Annotated in this window: 20 protein-coding genes and 1 tRNA gene; 16 read left to right on the top strand and 5 right to left on the bottom strand. The window is 59.4% G+C overall.

The features are described 5' to 3' along the window. Nucleotides 1–28 precede the first annotated feature (28 nt). The 5 genes from ribF (at nucleotide 29) to ispH (ending at nucleotide 5867) form a co-directional block, all read left to right on the top strand. Nucleotides 29–967, top strand: coding sequence for a bifunctional riboflavin kinase/FAD synthetase (gene ribF / locus FGA82_RS06205; RefSeq protein WP_008078544.1), 939 nt, complete (start codon nucleotides 29–31; stop codon nucleotides 965–967). A 13-nt stretch (nucleotides 968–980) separates the two neighbouring features. Continuing rightward, nucleotides 981–3812, top strand: a complete 2832-nt coding sequence (gene ileS / locus FGA82_RS06200; protein ID WP_141126407.1) for an isoleucine--tRNA ligase — start codon at nucleotides 981–983, stop codon at nucleotides 3810–3812. Then, nucleotides 3805–4317, top strand: coding sequence for a signal peptidase II (lspA, locus tag FGA82_RS06195; protein WP_007909836.1), 513 nt, complete (start codon nucleotides 3805–3807; stop codon nucleotides 4315–4317). Before ileS ends, lspA begins: the two co-directional genes overlap by 8 nt. A gap of 7 nt (nucleotides 4318–4324) precedes the next feature. Beyond that, nucleotides 4325–4762: an FKBP-type peptidyl-prolyl cis-trans isomerase gene (fkpB, locus tag FGA82_RS06190; RefSeq protein WP_171057254.1), complete on the top strand. Its 438-nt coding sequence runs from the start codon at nucleotides 4325–4327 to the stop codon at nucleotides 4760–4762. 160 nt (nucleotides 4763–4922) lie between these two features. Then, a complete protein-coding gene (gene ispH / locus FGA82_RS06185; RefSeq protein WP_141126405.1) occupies nucleotides 4923–5867 on the top strand; it encodes a 4-hydroxy-3-methylbut-2-enyl diphosphate reductase in 945 nt (314 codons plus the stop codon). Here the strand turns inward: ispH and FGA82_RS06180 are convergent. Then, nucleotides 5839–6393 (bottom strand): GspH/FimT family pseudopilin, encoded by a 555-nt coding sequence (locus FGA82_RS06180; RefSeq protein ID WP_141126404.1) that lies wholly within the window; start codon nucleotides 6391–6393, stop codon nucleotides 5839–5841. The two genes, ispH and FGA82_RS06180, sit on opposite strands and share 29 nt — an antisense overlap. Before the next feature lie 130 nt (nucleotides 6394–6523). Between FGA82_RS06180 and FGA82_RS06175 the strand changes: the two genes are divergently transcribed. Genes FGA82_RS06175 through thiO form a run of 7 tightly spaced genes read left to right on the top strand, consistent with a single transcriptional unit; the run spans nucleotide 6524 to nucleotide 13289 of the window. After that, nucleotides 6524–6997: a GspH/FimT family pseudopilin gene (locus FGA82_RS06175; protein WP_141126403.1), complete on the top strand. Its 474-nt coding sequence runs from the start codon at nucleotides 6524–6526 to the stop codon at nucleotides 6995–6997. After that, nucleotides 6994–7443 carry a type IV pilus modification protein PilV gene (gene pilV / locus FGA82_RS06170; RefSeq protein ID WP_141126402.1) on the top strand — a complete coding sequence of 150 codons (450 nt, stop codon included), beginning with the start codon at nucleotides 6994–6996 and terminating at the stop codon, nucleotides 7441–7443. Before FGA82_RS06175 ends, pilV begins: the two co-directional genes overlap by 4 nt. Next, nucleotides 7440–8153, top strand: a complete 714-nt coding sequence (locus FGA82_RS06165; protein WP_141126401.1) for a PilW family protein — start codon at nucleotides 7440–7442, stop codon at nucleotides 8151–8153. The genes pilV and FGA82_RS06165 overlap by 4 nt, the downstream gene beginning before the upstream one ends. Before the next feature lie 11 nt (nucleotides 8154–8164). Then, nucleotides 8165–8644, top strand: coding sequence for a pilus assembly PilX family protein (locus tag FGA82_RS06160; RefSeq protein ID WP_141126400.1), 480 nt, complete (start codon nucleotides 8165–8167; stop codon nucleotides 8642–8644). Beyond that, nucleotides 8631–11714: a pilus assembly protein gene (locus FGA82_RS06155; RefSeq protein WP_141126399.1), complete on the top strand. Its 3084-nt coding sequence runs from the start codon at nucleotides 8631–8633 to the stop codon at nucleotides 11712–11714. Before FGA82_RS06160 ends, FGA82_RS06155 begins: the two co-directional genes overlap by 14 nt. 15 nt (nucleotides 11715–11729) lie before the next feature. Next, the gene (locus FGA82_RS06150; protein WP_141126398.1) at nucleotides 11730–12131 is read left to right on the top strand and encodes a type IV pilin protein; all 402 of its coding nucleotides are present in this window, start codon (nucleotides 11730–11732) and stop codon (nucleotides 12129–12131) included. 57 nt (nucleotides 12132–12188) lie between these two features. After that, nucleotides 12189–13289: a glycine oxidase ThiO gene (gene thiO, locus FGA82_RS06145; RefSeq protein WP_141126397.1), complete on the top strand. Its 1101-nt coding sequence runs from the start codon at nucleotides 12189–12191 to the stop codon at nucleotides 13287–13289. A 122-nt stretch (nucleotides 13290–13411) separates the two neighbouring features. On the opposite strand, the gene FGA82_RS06140 is transcribed toward thiO, so the two are convergent. From FGA82_RS06140 to FGA82_RS06125, 4 genes are all read right to left on the bottom strand, one after another. Next, entirely contained in the window at nucleotides 13412–14758 is a 1347-nt protein-coding gene (locus FGA82_RS06140; RefSeq protein ID WP_141126396.1) for a sigma-54-dependent transcriptional regulator, read from the bottom strand. Next, nucleotides 14755–16344, bottom strand: a complete 1590-nt coding sequence (locus tag FGA82_RS06135; RefSeq protein WP_141126633.1) for an ATP-binding protein — start codon at nucleotides 16342–16344, stop codon at nucleotides 14755–14757. The genes FGA82_RS06140 and FGA82_RS06135 overlap by 4 nt, the downstream gene beginning before the upstream one ends. Further along, complete coding sequence (locus FGA82_RS06130; RefSeq protein WP_141126395.1) at nucleotides 16334–16576, bottom strand: PP0621 family protein; 243 nt, start codon at nucleotides 16574–16576, stop codon at nucleotides 16334–16336. The genes FGA82_RS06135 and FGA82_RS06130 overlap by 11 nt, the downstream gene beginning before the upstream one ends. A 126-nt stretch (nucleotides 16577–16702) precedes the next feature. After that, the gene (locus tag FGA82_RS06125; protein ID WP_093434846.1) at nucleotides 16703–17719 is read right to left on the bottom strand and encodes an outer membrane protein assembly factor BamD; all 1017 of its coding nucleotides are present in this window, start codon (nucleotides 17717–17719) and stop codon (nucleotides 16703–16705) included. A gap of 151 nt (nucleotides 17720–17870) precedes the next feature. Here FGA82_RS06125 and rluD point away from each other — a divergent pair, with 151 nt between their 5' ends. The 4 genes from rluD (at nucleotide 17871) to FGA82_RS06105 (ending at nucleotide 22619) form a co-directional block, all read left to right on the top strand. After that, entirely contained in the window at nucleotides 17871–18833 is a 963-nt protein-coding gene (gene rluD / locus FGA82_RS06120; RefSeq protein WP_016986220.1) for a 23S rRNA pseudouridine(1911/1915/1917) synthase RluD, read from the top strand. Further along, nucleotides 18830–19552: a peptidoglycan editing factor PgeF gene (gene pgeF / locus FGA82_RS06115; protein WP_141126394.1), complete on the top strand. Its 723-nt coding sequence runs from the start codon at nucleotides 18830–18832 to the stop codon at nucleotides 19550–19552. Before rluD ends, pgeF begins: the two co-directional genes overlap by 4 nt. 129 nt (nucleotides 19553–19681) lie before the next feature. Beyond that, complete coding sequence (clpB, locus tag FGA82_RS06110) at nucleotides 19682–22246, top strand: ATP-dependent chaperone ClpB (protein WP_034153867.1); 2565 nt, start codon at nucleotides 19682–19684, stop codon at nucleotides 22244–22246. A 297-nt stretch (nucleotides 22247–22543) separates the two neighbouring features. After that, nucleotides 22544–22619 (top strand) — tRNA-Asn (locus FGA82_RS06105). Nucleotides 22620–22648 lie beyond the last annotated feature (29 nt).

Here is a 22648-nt window from a genome sequence, read left to right as displayed (position 1 = left end):
CGACCACTTTATGAGCAAGAAGCGCGTTATGCAGCTGGTTCGAGGCCTCCACAACTTGCGCCCCCAGCATCGGGGCTGCGTCGCCACTATTGGCAACTTTGACGGTGTTCACCGTGGTCACCAGGCTATCCTGGCCCGACTGCGTGAGCGTGCGCTCGAGTTGGGCGTACCCAGCTGCGTGGTAATTTTCGAGCCGCAGCCACGGGAATTCTTTGCCCCCGAGACCGCGCCAGCGCGTCTGGCCCGGTTGCGCGACAAGCTGCAACTGCTGGCCGCCGAAGGCGTTGACCGGGTGTTATGCCTGGCGTTCAACCAGCGCTTGAGCAAACTCAGCGCCAGTGAGTTCGTCGATACCATCCTGGTTGATGGTCTTGGCGTGCAGCATCTGGAGGTCGGTGACGATTTCCGCTTCGGTTGCGATCGCCTCGGCGATTTCGACTTCCTGCTGCAGGCCGGGCAGATGCATGGTTTTACCGTAGAAGCGGCGCAAACCGTCGAGCTGGACGGCATTCGTGTCAGCAGCACACAGGTGCGTAACGCCTTGGCTGCCGCCGATTTTGCCTTGGCCGAACGTTTGCTCGGCCGCCCGTACCGGATCGCCGGTCGCGTGCTGCACGGCCAGAAACTGGCCCGGCAACTGGGTACGCCCACTGCCAATATTCAACTCAAGCGTCGTCGCGTGCCGTTCACCGGGGTGTACCTGGTGGATGTCGATATCGACGGCAAGACCTGGCCCGGCGTCGCCAACATTGGCGTGCGGCCCACGGTACAAGGTGATGGCAAGGCCCACCTTGAAGTCCATCTTTTAGATTTTGCCGGCGATCTGTATGACCGGCGTTTGACGGTGGTTTTCCACCAAAAGCTGCGTGAAGAGCAGCGCTTCGCCTCCCTGGAGGCATTGAAAACGGCGATCAATGCGGATGTCGCCACCGCCCGTGCACTAGCCGCACCTAGCGCCCATCGCTAATGAAGAGCCTTAAATGACCGACTATAAAGCCACGCTTAACCTTCCGGACACCGCCTTCCCAATGAAGGCCGGCCTGCCACAGCGCGAACCGCAGATCCTGCAGCGCTGGGACAGTATTGGCCTGTACGGAAAGTTGCGCGAGATTGGCAAGGATCGTCCGAAGTTCGTTCTGCACGACGGCCCTCCGTATGCCAACGGCACGATCCACATCGGTCACGCACTGAACAAGATTCTCAAGGACATGATCATCCGCTCGAAGACCCTGTCGGGTTTCGACGCGCCGTACGTTCCGGGTTGGGACTGCCACGGCCTGCCGATCGAGCACAAGGTTGAAGTGACCCACGGCAAGAACCTCGGCGCGGACAAAACCCGCGAGCTGTGCCGTGCCTACGCCACCGAGCAGATCGAAGGGCAGAAGTCCGAATTCATCCGTCTCGGCGTGCTGGGCGATTGGGCCAATCCGTACAAGACCATGGACTTCAAGAACGAGGCCGGTGAAATCCGTGCCTTGGCTGAAATCGTCAAGGGCGGTTTCGTGTTCAAGGGCCTCAAACCCGTGAACTGGTGCTTCGACTGCGGTTCGGCCTTGGCCGAAGCGGAAGTCGAGTACGAGAACAAGGACTCCTCGACCATCGACGTTGCTTTCCCGATCGCTGACGAAGCCCAACTGGCTGCTGCGTTCGGTCTGCCGTCGCTGAGCAAGCCTGCCTCGATCGTGATCTGGACCACTACCCCGTGGACCATCCCGGCCAACCAGGCGCTGAACGTTCACCCGGAATTCAACTACGCGTTGGTTGATGTCGGCGACAAGCTGCTGGTGCTGGCTGAAGAACTGGTCGAAGCCTGCCTGGCGCGCTACAGCCTGGAAGGTTCGGTCATCGCGAGCACCACCGGTAAACAGCTGGAACTGATCAACTTCCGTCACCCGTTCTACGACCGTCTGTCGCCGGTGTACCTGGCTGACTACGTCGAACTGGGCGCTGGCACCGGCGTGGTTCACTCTGCCCCGGCCTACGGTGTGGACGACTTCGTGACCTGCAAGAAGTACGGCATGGTCAACGACGACATCCTTAACCCGGTGCAGAGCAACGGTGTCTACGTGCCGTCTCTGGAATTCTTTGGCGGCCAGTTTATCTGGAAGGCCAACCCGGCCATCGTCGACAAGCTCACCGAAGTCGGTGCGCTGTTGCACACCGCCATCATCAAACACAGCTACATGCACTGCTGGCGTCACAAGACTCCGCTGATCTACCGCGCGACTGCGCAGTGGTTCATCGGCATGGACAAAGAGCCAACCAGCGGCGACACCCTGCGTGTGCGCTCGCTCAAAGCTATCGAAGACACCAAGTTCGTTCCGGCCTGGGGCCAGGCGCGTCTGCACTCGATGATCGCCAACCGTCCGGACTGGTGCATCTCGCGTCAGCGCAACTGGGGCGTGCCGATCCCGTTTTTCCTGAACAAGGAAAGCGGCGAGCTGCACCCGCGCACCGTCGAGCTGATGGAAGAAGTCGCCAAACGCGTTGAAGTCGAAGGCATCGAAGCCTGGTTCAAGATGGACGCTGCCGAGTTGCTCGGCGACGAAGCGCCGCTGTACGACAAGATCAGCGACACCCTCGACGTCTGGTTCGATTCGGGCACCACGCACTGGCACGTCCTGCGCGGTTCGCACCCGATGGGTCACGAGAGCGGCCCACGCGCCGATCTGTACCTGGAAGGTTCTGACCAACACCGTGGCTGGTTCCACTCGTCGCTGCTGACCGGTTGCGCTATCGACAACCACGCGCCGTACCGCGAACTGCTGACTCACGGTTTTACCGTCGATGAGTCTGGTCGCAAGATGTCGAAGTCGCTGAAAAACGTGATCGAGCCGAAAAAGATCAACGACACATTGGGCGCTGACATCATGCGTCTATGGGTCGCTTCGACAGATTATTCGGGCGAGATCGCGGTATCGGATCAGATCCTGACACGCAGTGCGGACGCCTATCGTCGTATCCGTAACACCGCGCGCTTCCTGCTCTCGAACCTGAGCGGTTTCAACCCGGCCACCGACATCCTGCCGGCTGAAGAAATGCTCGCGCTGGATCGTTGGGCGGTCGACCGCACCTTGCTCCTGCAACGCGAGCTGCAAGAGCACTACGGCGAATACCGTTTCTGGAACGTCTACTCCAAGATCCACAACTTCTGCGTGCAGGAGCTGGGTGGTTTCTACCTCGACATCATCAAGGACCGTCAGTACACCACTGGCGCCAACAGCAAGGCCCGCCGTTCGGCGCAAACCGCGCTGTTCCACATCTCCGAAGCGCTGGTGCGCTGGATCGCACCGATCCTCGCCTTCACCGCCGACGAGCTGTGGGAATACCTGCCGGGCGAGCGTAACGAATCGGTGATGCTCAACACCTGGTACGAAGGTCTGACCGAACTGCCGGCCGACGTTGAGCTGGGCCGCGACTACTGGGAACGCGTGATGGCGGTCAAAGTAGCGGTCAACAAAGAAATGGAAATCCAGCGCGCAGCCAAAGCCGTCGGTGGCAACCTGCAAGCCGAAGTGACGCTGTACGCCGAAGACGCCCTGAGCGCCGACCTGGCCAAGCTGAGCAACGAACTGCGCTTTGTCCTGATCACTTCGACGGCCAGTGTTGCGCCTTTTGTCAGCGCACCTGAAGACGCAGTGGTGACTGAAGTCAGCGGCCTGAAGCTGAAGATCGTCAAATCGGCCTTCCCGAAGTGCGCCCGTTGCTGGCACTGCCGCGAAGACGTTGGCGTGAACCCGGAGCATCCGGAAATCTGCGGTCGTTGCGTCGAAAACATCAGCGGCGCTGGCGAGGTTCGTCACTATGCCTAATGCCGTTGGCCGTTTCGGACGGTTGAGCTGGCTGTGGTTGAGCTTGCTGGTTCTGGTCATCGACCAGGCCAGCAAGTTCTACTTCGAAGGCAAGCTCGAAATGTTCCAGCAGATCGTGATCATTCCCGATTACTTCAGCTGGACCCTGGCCTACAACACCGGCGCTGCTTTCAGCTTTTTGGCTGACAGCTCCGGCTGGCAGCGCTGGCTGTTTGCCCTGATCGCGATTGTGGTCAGTGCGGTGCTGGTGGTCTGGCTCAAGCGTCTGGGGCGCAATGAAACCTGGCTGGCCGTCGCGCTGGCGCTGGTATTGGGCGGTGCGCTGGGCAATCTGTATGACCGCATTGCCCTGGGCCATGTGATCGATTTCATTCTGGTGCACTGGCAGAACCGCTGGTACTTCCCGGCGTTCAACTTCGCCGACAGCGCCATTACCGTTGGTGCGGTGATGCTTGCACTGGATATGTTCAAAAGTAAAAAGACCGGAGAAGCCGTTCATGACTGAACAGGTATTGGCTGAGCAACGCATCGGCCAGAACACGGAAGTCACTTTGCACTTTGCATTGCGCCTGGAGAACGGCGACACCGTCGACAGTACATTCGACAAAGCCCCGGCGACCTTCAAGGTCGGCGACGGCAACCTGCTGCCGGGTTTCGAAGCGGCGCTGTTCGGCTTCAAGGCCGGCGACAAGCGTACGCTGACCGTCGAGCCGGAAAATGCCTTTGGCCAGCCGAACCCGCAGAACGTGCAGATCATTCCGCGTTCGCAGTTCACCGACATGGAGTTGTCGCCGGGTTTGCTGGTGATCTTCAACGATGCGGCCAATACTGAGCTGCCGGGTGTGGTGAAAGAGTTCGACGACACGCAAGTGACCATCGACTTCAACCACCCGTTGGCGGGCAAGACGCTGACCTTTGACGTCGAGATCATCAACGTCAAATCGATCTAACTGACTCTATGAAGTCAAATGTGGGAGCGAGCTTGCTCGCGAATGCTGACTGACATTCAACATAGCTGTTGTCTGACACACTGCCTTCGCGAGCAAGCTCGCTCCCACAATGTTTTCAACCGTTTTCGCTATTTCTTGCGCGCAAGACACGAGGCACAGCATGCAAATCAAACTCGCCAACCCCCGTGGCTTCTGCGCCGGCGTGGACCGGGCGATCGAAATCGTCAACCGCGCTCTGGAAGTCTTCGGGCCGCCGATCTACGTGCGTCATGAAGTGGTGCACAACAAGTTCGTCGTCGAAGACCTGCGCAGTCGCGGGGCGATCTTCGTCGAGGAGCTGGACCAGGTGCCGGATGACGTTATCGTGATCTTCAGCGCTCACGGCGTATCCCAGGCCGTGCGTACCGAAGCCGCCGGCCGTGGCCTGAAAGTATTCGATGCCACCTGCCCGCTGGTGACCAAGGTGCATATCGAAGTGGCGAAATACAGCCGCGATGGTCGTGAGTGCATCCTGATCGGCCACGCCGGCCATCCGGAAGTCGAAGGCACCATGGGCCAGTACGACGCTAGTAATGGCGGCGCGATCTACCTCGTCGAGGACGAAAAAGACGTCGCCGAGTTGCAGGTGCACAACCCGGACAAACTGGCTTTCGTCACTCAGACGACGCTGTCGATGGACGACACCAGTCGCGTCATCGATGCCTTGCGCACGCGCTTCCCGGCCATCGGTGGTCCGCGCAAGGACGACATCTGCTACGCCACACAAAACCGCCAGGACGCGGTCAAGCAATTGGCAGAAGAGTGTGACGTGGTGTTGGTGGTCGGCAGCCCTAACAGCTCCAACTCCAACCGTCTGCGTGAACTGGCTGAACGCATGGCCACGCCGGCTTACCTGATCGACGGTGCCGAAGACCTGCAAAAGAGCTGGTTCGATAGCGTTGAGCGTATCGGCATAACTGCCGGTGCCTCCGCGCCAGAAGTGCTGGTACGTGGCGTGATTCAGCAATTGCAGGCCTGGGGCGCTACTGGTGCCGATGAGCTGGCCGGGCGTGAAGAGAACATCACGTTCTCGATGCCTAAAGAGCTGCGCGTTCGTTCGATTTGAGGCTTTTGGCTTTTTGACACAACGCCTGTTCAGCGCTTTTGCTGTTCAGGCGCACGCGACCGGTCGCCGCCAGCACTATCTGGCGCTGACTGACCGGCTCGCGAGCCGAGCAGACATGTAATGTCCCTGCCTGAAACGCCCGCCCGGGCATCAGCGGTTGTCCCAGACTGCTGAAGCGTACGTAACGACTCACCGACCAATTGCCGACAATCGGCACCTGTGTGTCGCTCACACTTTCTTGTAGCAGCGGATTGCTGTTGTCTTTCGGCCCCTTGCCACTGATATCCAGAATGATCCGCCAGCCCTGACTCCAGTCGCCGTTGATGCCATGAATCACCACGTTCTGATTGCGCGTGATGGCCAGGGTGCGAGCGTTGCGTAGGCCATCGAGCAAGGATTGCGCAGCCTGATCCCGATGGTTCGATTCTCTGAGCGTGGCAAATGCCGGACTGACCAGCAGCAGAACAATTGCGCCAATCGCCAGTCCCATAAGCAGTTCGATCAGGCTGAAACCCTGTTGTGGCATGAAAATCCCCTCCATGGAGCGTGGTTGGCGGCGCGGTCCGTGCGCCGGGCAGGGCAAATCAACCGACGCGGGTCGGATGAATGTTCTAGCGTGTAGAAGCAGGTATAGCCGACGGCAACGGAGGGCATCGATGGATCTTCGTACAAAAGGTTTCACGCTGATCGAGTTGCTGGTCGCGCTCGCGATCTTCGTGATCCTGATTACCCTGGCAGTGCCAGCCTTCACCCGCTCGATACAAGGCAGCAGGGCCGATACCGAAATGGGCGACCTGCAGCGCGCGATCAATTTCGCCCGCCTGGAAGCCATTGATCGTGGCACTACTCTGCGTCTGCGCCCGACCGCCGGGGGCAGCGTCTGGACCGGTGAGTTATCGGTCTACGACAGTACTGGCACTCCGGCCAATGTGTTGCGGGTTGTTCCCGCGATGAGCAGCGGCGCAACTCTGACGCTACCCTCAGGAGTGACCGCACTGGATTTCAATAACCTTGGCGGTCTGGCTGCACCGTCGACGGCGGTGACCATCAGTTACACGTTGGGAACGCAAAGCAGGACGCTGAACGTGTGTTTGAACGGACGAATTCAATTGGGTGGAACTTGCGGATGAGGGTAGGGAGTCAACACGCACAGCAGGGCATGACGCTGATCGAAGTGCTGGTCGCGTTGCTGATTCTGACGGTCGGGTTGCTGGGCGCGGCGGCAGTGCAACTGAATGCGCTGAAGTACACCGACAGCTCACGGATGACCAGCCAGGCCAGTTTCATCGCCTACGACATGATGGACCGCATCCGCGCCAACTCCGGCGCCGACTACACCATTACGCCACCGACCTCGGGCAATCTCGGCGTTGCACGGGATCAGGATCTCTACGATTTTTCGACCAATATCATCAATTTCGGCGGGCCGACGGCGACCGGCAGCATTACCCTCAATCAACGGGTCTACACCATCACGATCAACTGGAGCGACGCACGGGCAGCCAACACCGCCAGCGCTCAGCGCAGTTTTGTCCTGACCAGCCGCGCTGCTGTCGACCCGGTGGCTACACCATGATGCGCCATCAGCGGGGGTTCGGCCTGGTCGAGTTGCTGATTGCTCTCGCACTGGGCTTGATCATCGTGCTGGGCGTCGTGCAGATTTTCATCGCCGCGAAAAACACTTACGTCAGTCAGAACAGCGCCGCGGCGATGCAGGAGGACGCGCGTTTCGTCTTGAGCAAAATGATTCAGGAAATTCGCATGGTCGGGATGTTCGGTTGTCTCGGCACTATTACCGATTCGAGCTCGGCAGGCGATTTCAACGCTGCGCAGGTCACGCCGATAAATTGGGACAACGCCAATCTGAAACTGACGCTGGTCACCGCCGATATCGGCAGCGGCGGCGGCACGCCAACCTGGACGGTGCTCTCCGATTGCCGCAACAGTGCAACGGCCTATACCGGCTTGCGATCCCCAGCGAGCGGGCAGATCGCCTTCCCGATCCGACGTCTGATCTACAGCTTCAGCAACAACCAGATTCTCATGGGCACCGGTAGCGGCACGCCCACCCAGCAGGTGCTGGTGAACAACGTCAGTGCTTTCAACGTCACTTTTGGTCTGGCCAGTTCCGCGACGGATGTGGCGGCCTCGACGTACAGCGCCAACCCCAGTGATCCGGCACGCATTCGCAGTGTGCGCCTGAGCCTGACTCTCGCCGACCCCAACAGCCGGGTCGCCACGCAAACCTTCAATGTGGTTGCCGCTTTGCGCAACCGCTTGCAGTGAGGGCCGGGGTGATGCGGATTTCTCTTCATGACCGCCAAGCGCAACGCGGCATGGCGTTGCTGGTCAGTCTGGTGTTTCTGTTGTTGCTGACGTTGATAGGCCTGTCGTCGATGCAGAGTGCCAACCTGCAGGAAAAAATGGCCGGCAGCGTGAGTCTGCGTAATCAGTCGTTCCAAACTGCCGAGGCGGCGTTGCGGGTGGGTGAGAGTGCGGTGCAACTCGACAGCTACAGCCTCGCAGTTTGCAGCGGGACCACGCAATGCGCTCCGCCTGCGGAGTCATCGGTGGTCAGCGCGGCGGGGCTCAACTCAACCTCGGGTGTGACCTGGATTGCGACCGGTAATGGCTTCTACGGCGTACAGAACATCGGTACCACGCTCACGGCTGTGAATGTGCCGAGCAATACGTCGGCGACGTTGTATCGGGTCACGGCCGTCGGCATCGCCGGCACTTCGCGTAGCGTTGTGGAGAGTGTCTATGCGAAGTATTGAGCGCTGTAAGTCGTTGGTGTTCGGCATGCTCATGAGCTTTTATCTGGCCGCGCCGGCGTATGCGTTTACGCCTTCCGACTCGCCGCTGCTGAGTGCGGCGGCGGTGCCACCCAACGTCATGCTGCTGATCGACGACTCGGGGAGTATGAACAGCATCATTTATGCGTCCGGATTTGATCCGACGGTTGATCGCACGCCGGCGCGGCAATGCAACGCATTGCTCGGCTTGTGTCTGAGTTCGACGGCGATCACCGGCGACACGATCTTTCTGTCGAGCCTGCCGACCTCCGGGTGTTCCGGCGGTGCCTATGCGTTCTACAACAACAGTCTGGCGCCGTTGTGTCTGAAACTGCCGGATCCGGTGGGCAGCGGCAACACGCGGTATTCCGGGGATTACATTGCCTATGTGGTCAGTCTGGCCATTAACAACGGCACGCGCGATTTCACCGCTGGGGCGATTCCCAACGACTACCGGATCAACGTTGCGCGTAACGTCTCGACGGCGCTGGTCACCAGCAACCGCACCTTGCGTATCGGTCTATCGACGTTTAACCCGGCCACCAGCAACAACTCTGGTAACGGTGGTTTCATCGCTCGCTCGATCAGCGATCTGTCACCGGTTTCCGGCAGCGTGACTCAGGCTCAGGCAGACACCAACTACAACGCGCTGATCTCATCAATCAATGGTTTAAGCGCCGTGGCCAACACGCCATTAGCCGAAACCTATTACGAAATCACGCGCTACATGCGCGGCATGGCGCCTTACTACAACAGCACTCCGGCGACCTATACCAGCCCGATCCAGTACCGCTGCCAGAAAAACTATGGCGTGGTGATTACCGACGGTTTGCCGACCTTCGACCGGACCTTTCCGACCAACGACCCTTTGGGTGGCAGTCGATTGCCGAACTGGGACGGCGTTAACAATGACGGCAACAACCTCAATGGTGACAACGAAGGGGACACGTTGTATCTGGATGACATCGCCAAGTTCGCGTTCGATATCGACATGCGCTCGAGCGGTACCGACGCGGCGGGCAAGAGCTGGAACGCGGTGGATTTTCCCAAACAGAATATGAACACCTATACCGTGGGCTTCACCGCTGACAACGACATGCTGTCGGACGCGGCCAGTTACGGGCAGGGCCGGTATTACCAGGCGACTGACAGTACCGGCCTCAACGCCGCGTTGTCGTCGGCGTTGAGCGACATCACCTCCAAGGCCGGTTCCGGCGGCAGTGGCGTCACCAGCGGCACCACACTGGCCAGCGGCACCAGTTACTTTCAGACCAGTTACGACCCCAAGGACTGGCGCGGCACGATCAAGTCCTTCGGCTTCAATGCATCCGGAGCGGTGAATACCTCAGCGGTGCTCTGGACCACTGACACCACTATCGTACCGAGTGCGACCGCACCGACCTATCAGTCGTGGAACACTACAAGCAACGCCGCCGTTACGCTGGCCTACGGTAATTTTTCCGCACCCCAGCAGACGACACTCAGCCAAGGCCTGCCCACCGGTATTACCGGCAGTGATCTGGTGGAGTGGAGCAAAGGCACCAACAAGAGCGGGCTCAAGGTACGCAGCGTGTTGCTGGGCGACATCATCAATTCACCGCTGGTGCTGGCCTCACCAACGGACAAGACAGCCTCCGATCTGTCGGGCGACACCACCTACACCGCTTACCTGACCACCAAAGCGGCGAACATGAATGCCAGTCTGGTGGTGAATGCCAATGACGGTTTCGTCAACGTCATCAACTCGGCCAACGGCAGCCGACGTTACGCCTACATGCCGTCCAGCGTGCTGCCATCGCTTCGGCTGATTGCTGATCCGAATTACATCAACGGTGTCAGCCACAAATATCTGGTGGATGGCCAGGTCGGTGTGTATGACGTGCAACTCAACAGCGTCTGGAAGACCTTGGCCATTGGCGGCACGGGCGCCGGTGGCAAAAGCTTTTACGCGTTGCAGTTGTTCGATGCATCGGCGGGTAACGTTTTGCGTGCTTTGTGGGAAGTCAGCGCCCCGGTGACAGCTAGCACTGGCAACGCTTTTAATGATCTGGGTTACGCCTACGCGCGGCCGGAAGTGGCACGCTTGGCCGATGGTCGCTGGGCGGCGTTTATCGCTAACGGTTACGGCAGCAACTCTGGGGTAGCAGCGTTGTATGTGCTGGATGTACGAGATGGTTCGCTGATCAAGAAAATCGTCATCGACAGCACGGAAACCACCAACGGTTTGTCCTCGGTGAAGCTCAAGGTCAATTCTTCGAACGTGGTGCAGGCCGCTTATGGCGGTGACTTGAAAGGGCGCCTGTGGAAGTTCGATCTGAGCGCGACATCGACGGACAGCTGGGGCGTGGCATTTTCCGGCAAGCCGCTGTTCACGACGGCGGGTGGGGCGACTCAACCGATCACCGCGCAACCGCTGCTGGCGGACAACTCGCTCGGCGGCAAACAGATTTTCGTCGGTACCGGCAAGTTCAACGAAACGGCCGACAAGACCAACAAGGATTTGCAGGCCTTCTATTCGGTGTGGGATGCCGACGGGGGCTCGGGCCAGCTTACGGTCAGCAATCTTCAGGCGCAGGCAGTCACGGGGGTGTTCTCCGGCAGTACCGGGCAGTTCGTGACGACGACGCAGAACGACACGACCTATCCGGGAGAGAAGGGCTGGTACCTGCCCTTGGTGTATAACAACGCGCTGAACGGCGAGCGCGTGATCAATCAGGCCAGTCTGGTGCTTGGGCGGATCATCTTTACCACCGCGAGCGTCGATACCACCGACCCCTGTTCCAGTTTTGGCACCGGCAAACTGGTCGAACTCGATGCGTTCAGCGGTAAGATGCTCAACTACGCGGTGCTCGACACCAACGCCGATGGCGTGGTCGACAGCAATGACACGATTTCCAGTGGCGTGGTGTTCACCGGTGGCATTCCGACCCTGAATGCCATCGTCAACGGCGCCACACGCAAAATTGTCAATGACTCCAGTGGCGGCATAACGACCCTGGTGGAAAAGTCCGGCGGTGGCAGCCGTCGTATCATGTGGCGACAAATACAGTAAGTGAGAGTTTGAGGCATGCGCAGATTCAACCGAGGCTTCACCCTGATCGAAATCATGATCGTGATTGCGATCATCGGGATCGTCATCACCATCGCCGCACCGAGCTATACCGAGTACCTGAAAAAGGGCCGTCGCGCTGAAGTGGTGTCTTTGCTATCGGAGCACGCACAGAGCCTCGAACGTTTCTACACCAAAAACAATGTCTACACCGGCATCACCGGGCTCAGCACGGGCAATGATTTCTACACCATCACCCCGACCATTGCTGACCAAACCTTCCTGCTGACCGCCACCCGCAAGACGGGTACGTCCATGGCCACCGACAAGTGCGGGGATTTCACCCTGACCAACACCGGTGTCCGCAGCATGAACAACGCGACCACGGGGCTGACCACCAAGGATTGCTGGGGCCGCTGAGGCGCTTTCTTTTCGAGTGCCTTTTGCGCTCACTGTCTTTTTACGGTTGGAACAAACATGACCAGGCAACAGCAAGTGGTGATTGTCGGTGGCGGGGTGATTGGCCTGCTGACCGCCTACAACCTCGCTTCCGAAGTACGCAGCGTGGTGCTGCTCGATCGCTCGAACCTCGGCCAGGAATCGTCCTGGGCGGGCGGCGGTATCGTTTCGCCGCTGTATCCGTGGCGCTATAGCCCGGCAGTCACAGCGCTGGCGCACTGGTCGCAGGATTTTTATCCACAGCTGGGCGAGCGTTTGTTTGCCGACACTGGCGTTGATCCTGAAGTGCACACCACCGGCCTGTACTGGCTCGATCTGGACGATGAAGCCGAAGCGTTGGCCTGGGCCGAGCGAGAGAATCGTCCGCTGCGGGCTGTGGATATCTCGGCGGCGCATGATGCGGTGCCGGTGCTCGGTGGTGGCTTCTCGCGGGCGATCTACATGGCGGATGTCGCCAACGTGCGCAATCCGCGTCTGGTCAAGTCGCTGAAAGCGGCCTTGCAGGCACTGCCGAACGTGACCATTCACGAACAGTGCGAAGTCAGCGGGTTTGTCCGCGAGAACGGGCGAGTTATTGGCGTCGAGACGTCGAGGGGCGTGATCAACGGTGATCAGGTCGTACTGACCGCGGGGGCGTGGAGCGGGGATCTGCTCAAGACGCTGGACCTGACGCTGCCGGTAGAGCCAGTCAAGGGCCAGATGATTCTCTACAAGTGTGCGGCGGATTTTCTGCCGAGCATGGTGTTGGCCAAAGGGCGTTATGCGATTCCGCGTCGCGACGGGCATATCCTGATTGGCAGTACGCTGGAGCACGAAGGCTACGACAAGACGCCAACCGATGTGGCGCTGGAAAGCCTGAAGGCTTCAGCGGTCGAGTTGCTGCCGGCGCTGGCGCAGGCTGAAGTGGTCGGCCACTGGGCCGGGCTGCGTCCGGGGTCGCCGGAGGGAATTCCGTACATCGGACGGGTGCCGGGGTTCGACGGGTTGTGGTTGAACTGCGGGCATTACCGCAATGGACTGGTGCTGGCGCCAGCGTCGTGCCAGTTGTTTGCCGATGTGATGCTGGGGCGGGCGCCGATTATTGATCCTGCGCCGTATGCACCGGAAGGCCGGATTTAGTCAGATATTTCTCTGGCGTCTGGCGTCTGGCAGATCGCTTTCGCGAGCAGGCTCGCTCCCACAGTTGATCTTTGTCGTTCACAAAATCCAATGTGGGAGCGAGCCTGCTCGCGAAGGGGGCTTCAATCCAGGCCCAATTTCTTCAGTCTGTAGCGCATCGATCTGAACGAAAGACTCAAGCGCTGCGCCGCCGCCGTGCGATTCCAGCGCGTTTCCTCTAGCGCCTGCAAGATCAGCTTCCTCTCGACGTTCTCCAGATAATCCTCCAGATTATCGATCTGCGTCAGATCGGCAATGCCACCATCCGCCGCGCAGTTGCCGTCACTCAGGCGCAAGTCTTCGGCCTCGATCATACGGTTTTCGCACAAGGTGTGTGCCCGCTCAAGTACGTTTTCCAGCTCCCGCACATTGCCCGGAAACCGGTAGTTCTTCAGCGCTTCCAAAGCCTGCGGATGCAGGTGCGCCACGGGTTGGGCGGTGTCCTTGGCCAAACGTTTGAGCATATGCGTCGCCAACACTTCGATGTCATCACGACGCTCACGCAGGGACGGCACGCGCAGTTCAATCACGTTCAAGCGGTAATAAAGGTCCTGACGAAAGCGTTCGGCCGCGACCTCGGCATCGAGATCCTTGTGGGTGGCGCAAAGAATCCGCACATCGACCACGCTCTCTTGCTGGCCACCGACACTGCGTACAGCTTTCTCTTGAATCGCCCGAAGCAGTTTGACCTGCATCGACAGTGGCAAGTCCGCCACTTCATCGAGAAACAACGTGCCGCCATGGGCCGCCTGAAACAGCCCGGGCTTGTCATCGACCGCGCCAGTGAAACTGCCTTTGCGATGACCGAAAAATTCGCTTTCCATCAGCTCCGACGGGATCGCCCCGCAGTTGACCGGCACGAACGGCTGGCTGGCGCGCGGCCCCTGCTCATGGATCAGGCGAGCGACCAGTTCCTTGCCACTGCCCGACTCGCCACTGATATACACCGGCGCCTGACTGCGAGCGAGTTTGTCGATTTGCTTGCGCAGGTTGCGCATCGGCGGCGAATCGCCGAGCAAACGTCGATCAATCGATGTAAAGCTGCCTCCTGCCGCCGGCATGCGCAGGGCTGTGCCGACCAGTTCGCGCAGGCGCGTGAGGTCTACCGGTTTGGTCAGAAAATCGAATGCTCCGGCCTTCAGCGCGTTGATCGCGGTTTCCAGGCTGCCATACGCGGTGATCATCGCCACCGGCAGTTGTGGATAACGTTGCTGAATGTGCTGCACCAGTTCCAGCCCCGTGCCGTCGGGCAGACGCATGTCGGTCAGGCACAGATCGAAGTTCTCGCGGTTCAACAGCGCTTGGGCTTCAGTCAGATTGCGCGCGCTGTAGGTGTCGAGTTTCATCCGTCCCAAGGTGATTTCCAGGAGTTCGCGGATGTCCGGTTCGTCGTCGACGATGAGAATTTTTTGCCGTGGGCTCGTATTCAACTTTGTTTCCGTCCGTGAGCAAAGGTGATGCGAAAGCAGCCGCCGCCTTGGCGTGATTGAAAGTCTAGGCGCGCTTGGTTGCTTTCGCACAGCTCACGGGACAGATAAAGCCCAAGGCCTGTGCCCTGGCTGCTGGTGGTGAAGAACGGTTCGAACAGATGCGCCTGTTCATCGGCTGGCACGCCGGGGCCGTTGTCCTGCACTTCAAGGACCGCCAACTGGCTGTCGGGGTCAATGAACAGGTCCAGCCAGACTTGCGCCTGATCGTGCAGCAGCGCGCTGTGGCGCCAGCCGTTGCGTAATAGATTGTCGAGAATTTGCGTGAGCTGGCCGGGGTCCATCAGCGTGGTGAAATCCCCCGAACGGGTCCGCAGGTGAATAATCTGGCGCTCGCTGGCCTGTTCGCGGCTCTCGGCAACGAAGTTTTCCAGCCACGGTTTGAGATCCAGCCGTTGTGGCGCGCTCTGCTGGCGGCGGGACAGTTGCAGGACGTTTTCGATGACTCGGTTCATGCGCTGGGAGTGGTCCTGAATGATCTGTGTCAGACGCCGATCGGCGCTGTCGAGTTCCTCGGATTCAGCCAATAGCTGTGCGGCGTGACTGATGGCACCCAGCGGATTGCGGATTTCGTGGGAGATGCCGGCGGTCAAGCGCCCTAGTGCGGCAAGTTTCAATTGCTGGGCTTGTTGCGCGATCTGCGCGAGGTCTTCGAGAAACACCAGGGTTTGCTGGTTTGGGCTTTGTTCGAGGGCGATGAAACTCGGTTGCAGTTCAAGGCCGTTGCCGGGGATTTTCAGGCTCTGTGGGCGCAGGGTCGGGTTATTCATCCACAGTTGCAGGCGATCAACCAGCGCCGGCGAATAGTCATCGATCAGGTGCCCTTGAAGATGCGATTGCGCGAGCAGGGTTTGCGCGCTGTAGTTGGCCAGTTGTACCCGACGGTCCTCGTCGAGCACCAGAATGCCGGTGCGCATGCGTTGCAGGATCAGCGCATTGAGTGCTTCGAGGCCGACAACTTCGCTGGCGCGTTTTTCCGCGAGTGTTTCGCTGACTTCGAGGCGACTGATCAGCCCTTGCACCAGCAACGACGCAGCAAAGCACAGCGCGCCGAGGGTGCCGGCTTGCAGGTATTCATTGGCACTCAGGGGATGGCTGAAACCCAGCAGGAAACTCGAGCCAACGATGCCCAGCGCACCGATGGCGGCGATCAACAGGCCGATGCGTCGCCGTAGCAAAGTGTTGCTGATCGCCACCGAGACAATCAGCAGATTGCCCAGCGCACTGCCGACGCCGCCCGCAGCAAAGAACAAAGCGCATAAAAGCAGGACATCAACGAGGGCCAGACTGAACAGTTGCGCCGGCCGTCGGGTGTTCTCAAGGAACACCACCAACAGAATGTTGAGGATCAGGTACAGCCAACTGCCGCCGCGCAGCAATTCGTCGTTGGCCGACATCAGCAGGCGGTTGTCCATGTTGCTGGAGATCAGCAGCACCAGAGTGATGCCGACGCTTAAACGGTAAAGATGATAAAGGCGCAGCAGGCGCTGCGCCTGTTTGCTGTCGGCGCTGGTGGCCTCAGCGATCACTGGCACCCGGGCCTTGCTCAAGGTGAGCCTGGCTGCAATACCACTGTTGTTGCACGCTTAGCGCGCGGTCGCGTGGCAGATGCACGCCGCAATGGGCGCAACGCACCATCGGTGGCGCGTCCTGTTCGCGCGGGGCGCGATGGGATTGATTGGACGCGGCAGGCGCCTTGAATTTACGCCACAACCATATCGCGGCGAAAATCACGACGATCCAGAACAATAAACGAAGCATGATGAGCGGCTTTCCGACTGATGATCCGGCAGTTTAGCCAAGCTCCCGACCAGCGCACAGCCTATTAATGCGCGGCAATAAAAAAGGGAGATCCGCAGATCTCCCTTTTCTGTGCATCCGGTGTGATCAGTCGAACACGCCGAAAGTCATGTAGCTGAACCACGAGCGGTCGGTGTTGCTCGACTCAGGCTCCGGCTCTTCGATCACGTCACCGTTTTCGTCTTTAGGCTTGAGCTCGTTCGGAATCGCGTCTTTCGCGTCCTGGAACTGCTTCTGCACGTCCTGGTTAGCGCGGGTTTCGCCCGGCGGCAGCGGTGGGCGCGATTCGATCAGGCCCAGGGTCGCCTTGCTCAGGAACGAACGGTTGTCGGCTTCGGCAACCCGTGGCACGAACTGACCGTCTTGCAGGCTTGGGTGGTTCGGGTAGTTGAGCTTCAGGGTTTCCAGGCTGGTGGCTGCCAGGTCGTCCAGGTGCAGTCGCTGGTAGGCTTCAGTCATTACCGCCAGGCCGTCGCCGACCGATGGGGTTTCCTGGAAGTTTTCCACTACGTAACGGCCACGGTTGGCAGCGGCTACATACGCCTGACGGGTCAGGTAGTAGTCGGCCACGTGGATTTCGTAGGCTGCCAGCAGGTTGCGCAGGTAGATCATGCGCTGCTTGGCGTCCGGCGCGTAGCGGCTGTTCGGGTAGCGGCTGGTCAGCTGGGCGAACTCGTTGTACGAGTCGCGCGCGGCGCCCGGGTCACGCTTGGTCATGTCCAGCGGCAGGAAGCGCGCCAGCAGGCCGACGTCCTGGTCGAAAGAGGTCAGACCTTTCAGGTAGTAGGCGTAATCCACGTTCGGGTGCTGCGGATGCAAACGAATGAAACGCTCGGCGGCGGATTTTGCAGCTTCCGGCTCGGCGTTTTTATAGTTGGCGTAGATCAGCTCCAGCTGTGCCTGATCGGCGTAGCGACCGAACGGATAACGCGACTCCAGAGCCTTCAGCTTGGCTGTGGCGCTGGTGTAGCTGTTGTTGTCCAGGTCAGTCTGAGCCTGCTGATACAGCTCGGCTTCGCTGAGGTTTTCGTCTACGACTTCCTTCGATGAGCAAGCAGCGGTCAATGCGAGGATGGCGATCAGCAGCAGGTGTTTCACTTGCATGGCGGCTTGCGTCCCTATGACGGCCGCTGTCTTGGGCGGGGCCGTCCTGTTATGATGAGCGCCCCGTTGAAAAGCCTCGGGGCAAAAGACGCCGTATTTAACCACAAGCGCGCAGCCGAAACCAAAAGCTGTGCCGACGCACAGTCAGAGCATGTCCGATAAAATTGAACTTCGCGCAGAGGTGCCGTCCGAATTGGGCGGCCAACGCCTCGATCAAGTCGCTGCCCAACTCTTCGCTGAGCACTCTCGCTCGCGCCTTTCCGCCTGGATCAAAGAAGGTCGCCTGACTGTGGACGGGGCGGTCATCCGCCCTCGCGACATCGTGCACGGCGGTGCCATCCTTGAGCTGACTGCCGAGCAGGAAGCCCAGGGCGAGTGGATCGCCCAGGACATCGAGCTCGACATTGTCTATGAAGACGACGACATCCTGGTGATCAACAAGCCTGCGGGCCTGGTGGTGCACCCGGCTGCCGGTCACGCCGATGGCACGCTGCTCAACGCCTTGCTGCACCACGTGCCGGACATCATCAATGTCCCGCGCGCCGGTATCGTGCATCGTCTGGACAAGGACACCACCGGTCTGATGGTGGTGGCCAAGACCATTCAGGCGCAGACCAAACTGGTTACTCAGTTGCAGAGTCGCAGCGTCAGCCGCATCTATGAGTGCATCGTGATCGGTGTCGTCACCGCCGGTGGCAAGATCAACGCCCCGATCGGTCGCCACGGCCAGCAGCGCCAGCGCATGGCGGTGATGGAAGGCGGCAAGCCTGCCGTCAGCCACTACCGCGTGCTGGAGCGCTTCCGTTCCCACACCCATGTACGGGTGAAACTGGAAACCGGTCGTACTCACCAGATTCGCGTGCACATGTCGCACATCAACTTCCCGTTGGTCGGCGATCCGGCGTATGGCGGTCGTTTTCGCATTCCGCCAGCGGCCAACCCGACGATGGTTGAATCCCTCAAGCATTTCCCGCGTCAGGCCCTGCACGCGCGTTTCCTTGAGCTGGATCATCCGACGACCGGTGAACGCATGAGCTGGGAATCGCCGCTGCCGGAAGATTTCGTCTGGCTGCTGACCCTGCTCAAGCAGGATCGTGAGGCATTCGTCGGATGAACTGGCTGACGCCGGACTGGCCTGCGCCGGCCAGCGTCAAAGCCTGCGTCACCACCCGCGAGGGTGGCGTCAGCGAGGCGCCGTTCGACAGCCTCAATCTGGGCGATCATGTTGATGATCGTCCTGAGGCTGTGGCCGAGAACCGTCGGCGTCTGACCGAGCACTTCTCTATAAAGCCTGCATGGTTGCAGCAAGTGCACGGGATTGCCGTGGCGCATGCTGATCCGGGCATTGTTGCGACCGCCGATGCCAGCTGGACGGCAACGCCGGGCATTGCCTGCGCGGCGATGACGGCAGATTGCCTGCCAGCATTGTTCTGCGATCGTGCCGGCACTCGTGTAGCGGCGGCTCATGCCGGTTGGCGGGGTCTGGCGGCGGGTGTGCTGGAAGCTACCCTCGACAGTCTCGATGTTCCGGCCGCAGAAGTGCTGGTCTGGCTCGGCCCTGCCATTGGCCCCAAAGCCTTTGAAGTCGGCCCGGAAGTACGGGAAGTCTTCATCAATCAACTGCCTGAAGCAGCAGAAGCGTTCGTACCGAGCGACAATGCCGGCAAGTTCATGGCTGACATCTATCTGCTCGCGCGTCTGCGTCTGGCTGAGCGGGGTGTCACAGCTGTTTATGGTGGCGGTTTCTGCACCGTGACCGATCCACGCTTCTTCTCCTATCGCCGTGCGTCACGCACCGGTCGCTTTGCCTCCCTCGTTTGGCTCACCCGCTAAACTGTCTGATCTGCATCAACCCTCTGACGCTTGAATCTTGCAGAATCGACCGCATCTATAGCGGTATCTGGCAGGTTTCTTTATTCAGGATGGTTTTTAGGTCCGGCCTGCTCAAAAGGAAGGTGACTTATGCGAATAGACCGTTTAACCAGCAAATTACAGTTGGCCTTGTCCGACGCCCAGTCGTTGGCTGTCGGCCACGATCATCCGGCGATTGAGCCGGCGCACTTGATGCAAGCCATGCTTGAACAGCAGGGTGGTTCGATCAAACCTCTGCTGATGCAGGTGGGCTTCGACGTCAACAGCTTGCGTAAAGAGCTGACCAAAGAGCTCGACCAATTACCGAAAATCCAGAACCCCACCGGCGACGTCAACATGTCGCAGGATCTGGCGCGCCTGCTCAATCAGGCTGACCGTCTGGCCCAGCAGAAGGGCGACCAGTTCATTTCCAGTGAACTGGTGTTGCTCGCTGCAATGGACGAGAACAGCAAGCTCGGCAAGTTGCTGCTCGGCCAGGGCGTGAGCAAGAAAGCCCTGGAAAACGCGATCAACAACCTGCGTGGCGGCGAAGCGGTAAACGACGCCAACCACGAAGAGTCGCGGCAGGCGCTGGATAAATACACCGTCGACCTGACCAAGCGCGCCGAAGACGGCAAGCTTGACCCGGTGATCGGCCGTGACGACGAAATCCGTCGCACCATTCAGGTTCTGCAACGCCGCACCAAGAACAACCCGGTGCTGATCGGTGAACCTGGTGTGGGTAAAACCGCGATCGCCGAAGGTCTGGCCCAGCGCATCATCAACGGCGAAGTGCCGGACGGCCTCAAAGGCAAGCGTCTGCTCTCGCTGGACATGGGCGCGCTGATTGCCGGTGCCAAGTATCGAGGTGAGTTCGAAGAGCGCCTGAAATCGCTGCTCAACGAGCTGTCGAAACAGGAAGGGCAGATCATTCTGTTCATCGACGAGCTGCACACCATGGTCGGCGCCGGTAAAGGCGAAGGCTCGATGGATGCCGGCAATATGCTCAAGCCTGCGCTGGCTCGCGGTGAGTTGCACTGCGTCGGCGCGACCACGCTCAACGAGTATCGCCAATATATAGAGAAGGACGCGGCGCTTGAGCGACGCTTCCAGAAAGTCCTGGTGGATGAGCCGAGCGAAGAAGACACCATCGCTATCCTGCGTGGCCTCAAAGAGCGTTACGAGGTTCACCACAAGGTGGCGATCACCGACGGCGCGATCATCGCCGCGGCCAAGCTTAGCCATCGCTACATCACTGACCGGCAGTTGCCGGACAAGGCCATCGACCTGATCGACGAGGCCGCCAGTCGTATCCGCATGGAAATCGACTCCAAGCCGGAAGTGCTGGATCGTTTGGAGCGTCGCCTGATTCAGTTGAAGGTGGAATCCCAGGCACTGAAGAAAGAAAGCGACGAAGCGGCGATGAAGCGTCTGGAGAAACTCCAGGAGGAAATCGTCCGTCTCGAACGTGAGTACTCGGATCTGGAAGAAATCTGGAACTCGGAAAAAGCCGAGGTACAGGGTTCTGCTCAGATTCAGCAGAAGATCGAACAGTCGCGTCAGGAGCTGGAGGCCGCGCGCCGTAAAGGCGACCTCAATCGCATGGCCGAATTGCAGTACGGGGTGATCCCGGATCTGGAACGCAGCCTGCAAATGGTCGATCAACACGGCAAGAGCGAAAACCAGTTACTGCGCAGCAAGGTGACTGAGGAGGAGATCGCTGAAGTCGTGTCGAAGTGGACCGGCATTCCGGTGTCGAAAATGCTCGAAGGCGAGCGCGACAAACTGATGAAGATGGAAAGCCTGTTGCACAAACGCGTTATCGGTCAGGAAGAAGCCGTAGTTGCCGTGGCTAACGCCGTGCGGCGTTCGCGTGCAGGGTTGTCCGACCCGAATCGTCCGAGCGGCTCGTTCATGTTCCTAGGCCCGACCGGTGTCGGTAAAACCGAGCTGTGCAAGGCGCTGGCCGAATTCCTCTTTGATACGGAAGAGGCGATGGTGCGGATCGACATGTCCGAGTTCATGGAGAAACACTCCGTGGCGCGTCTGATCGGTGCGCCACCGGGATACGTCGGCTACGAAGAGGGCGGTTACCTGACTGAGGCGGTACGTCGTAAGCCTTATTCGGTGATTCTGCTGGACGAAGTCGAGAAGGCGCACCCGGATGTGTTCAACATCTTGCTGCAAGTGCTTGAAGATGGTCGCTTGACCGACAGCCATGGCCGCACGGTGGACTTCCGCAATACCGTGATCGTCATGACTTCGAACCTCGGTTCTGTGCAGATTCAGGAGCTGGTCGGTGATCGCGAGGCGCAGCGCGCAGCGGTGATGGATGCGCTGACGTCGCACTTCCGTCCGGAGTTCATCAACCGGGTCGACGAAGTGGTGATCTTCGAGCCTTTGGCACGGGATCAGATCGCGGGCATTACCGAGATCCAGTTGGGCCGTCTGCGCACTCGTCTGGCCGAGCGCGAGCTGAAGCTGGAACTCAGCCCGGAGGCGATGGACAAGTTGATCGCCGTTGGTTACGACCCGGTGTATGGCGCACGTCCTTTGAAACGGGCGATTCAGCGCTGGATCGAAAACCCGCTGGCGCAGTTGATCCTTTCGGGTCATTTCATGCCAGGCGACACGGCGACCGGCAAGGTCGAGAACGACGAAATCGTTTTCAACTGAGTCCAGGCGCCAATGAAAATTGGCAGGCCCTACATCGTAGGGCCTTTTTTTTCGTTAGGCTGTTGAACTCAAAGGAAAAGGCTTGTAAAGTGCGCCCCGCAGTCAGTCGCCAAGACGGTCTCAGCTCACTGAGTTGAAATCTGAAATAAGTTGCAAATCATTAACTTGAAAGCAATTTAGGGGGTTGACAGAGGTGTTCTAGGTTGTAGAATAGCGCGCCTCAGACACACGAACGCAGCGATGCGAACGAGTGACTGGAAGCAGTAAGTTTCACCGTTGTAAATTGAAATATGTAGTTCCGTGATAGCTCAGTCGGTAGAGCAAATGACTGTTAATCATTGGGTCCCAGGTTCGAGTCCTGGTCACGGAGCCAATTTCAAGCCGGGGTATAGCGCAGTCCGG

The sequence above is a fragment of the Pseudomonas fluorescens genome (assembly GCF_005938625.1).
GTDB classification, from domain to species: domain Bacteria; phylum Pseudomonadota; class Gammaproteobacteria; order Pseudomonadales; family Pseudomonadaceae; genus Aquipseudomonas; species Aquipseudomonas fluorescens_BD.
This window is presented reverse-complemented; position numbering and strand designations above follow the sequence as displayed.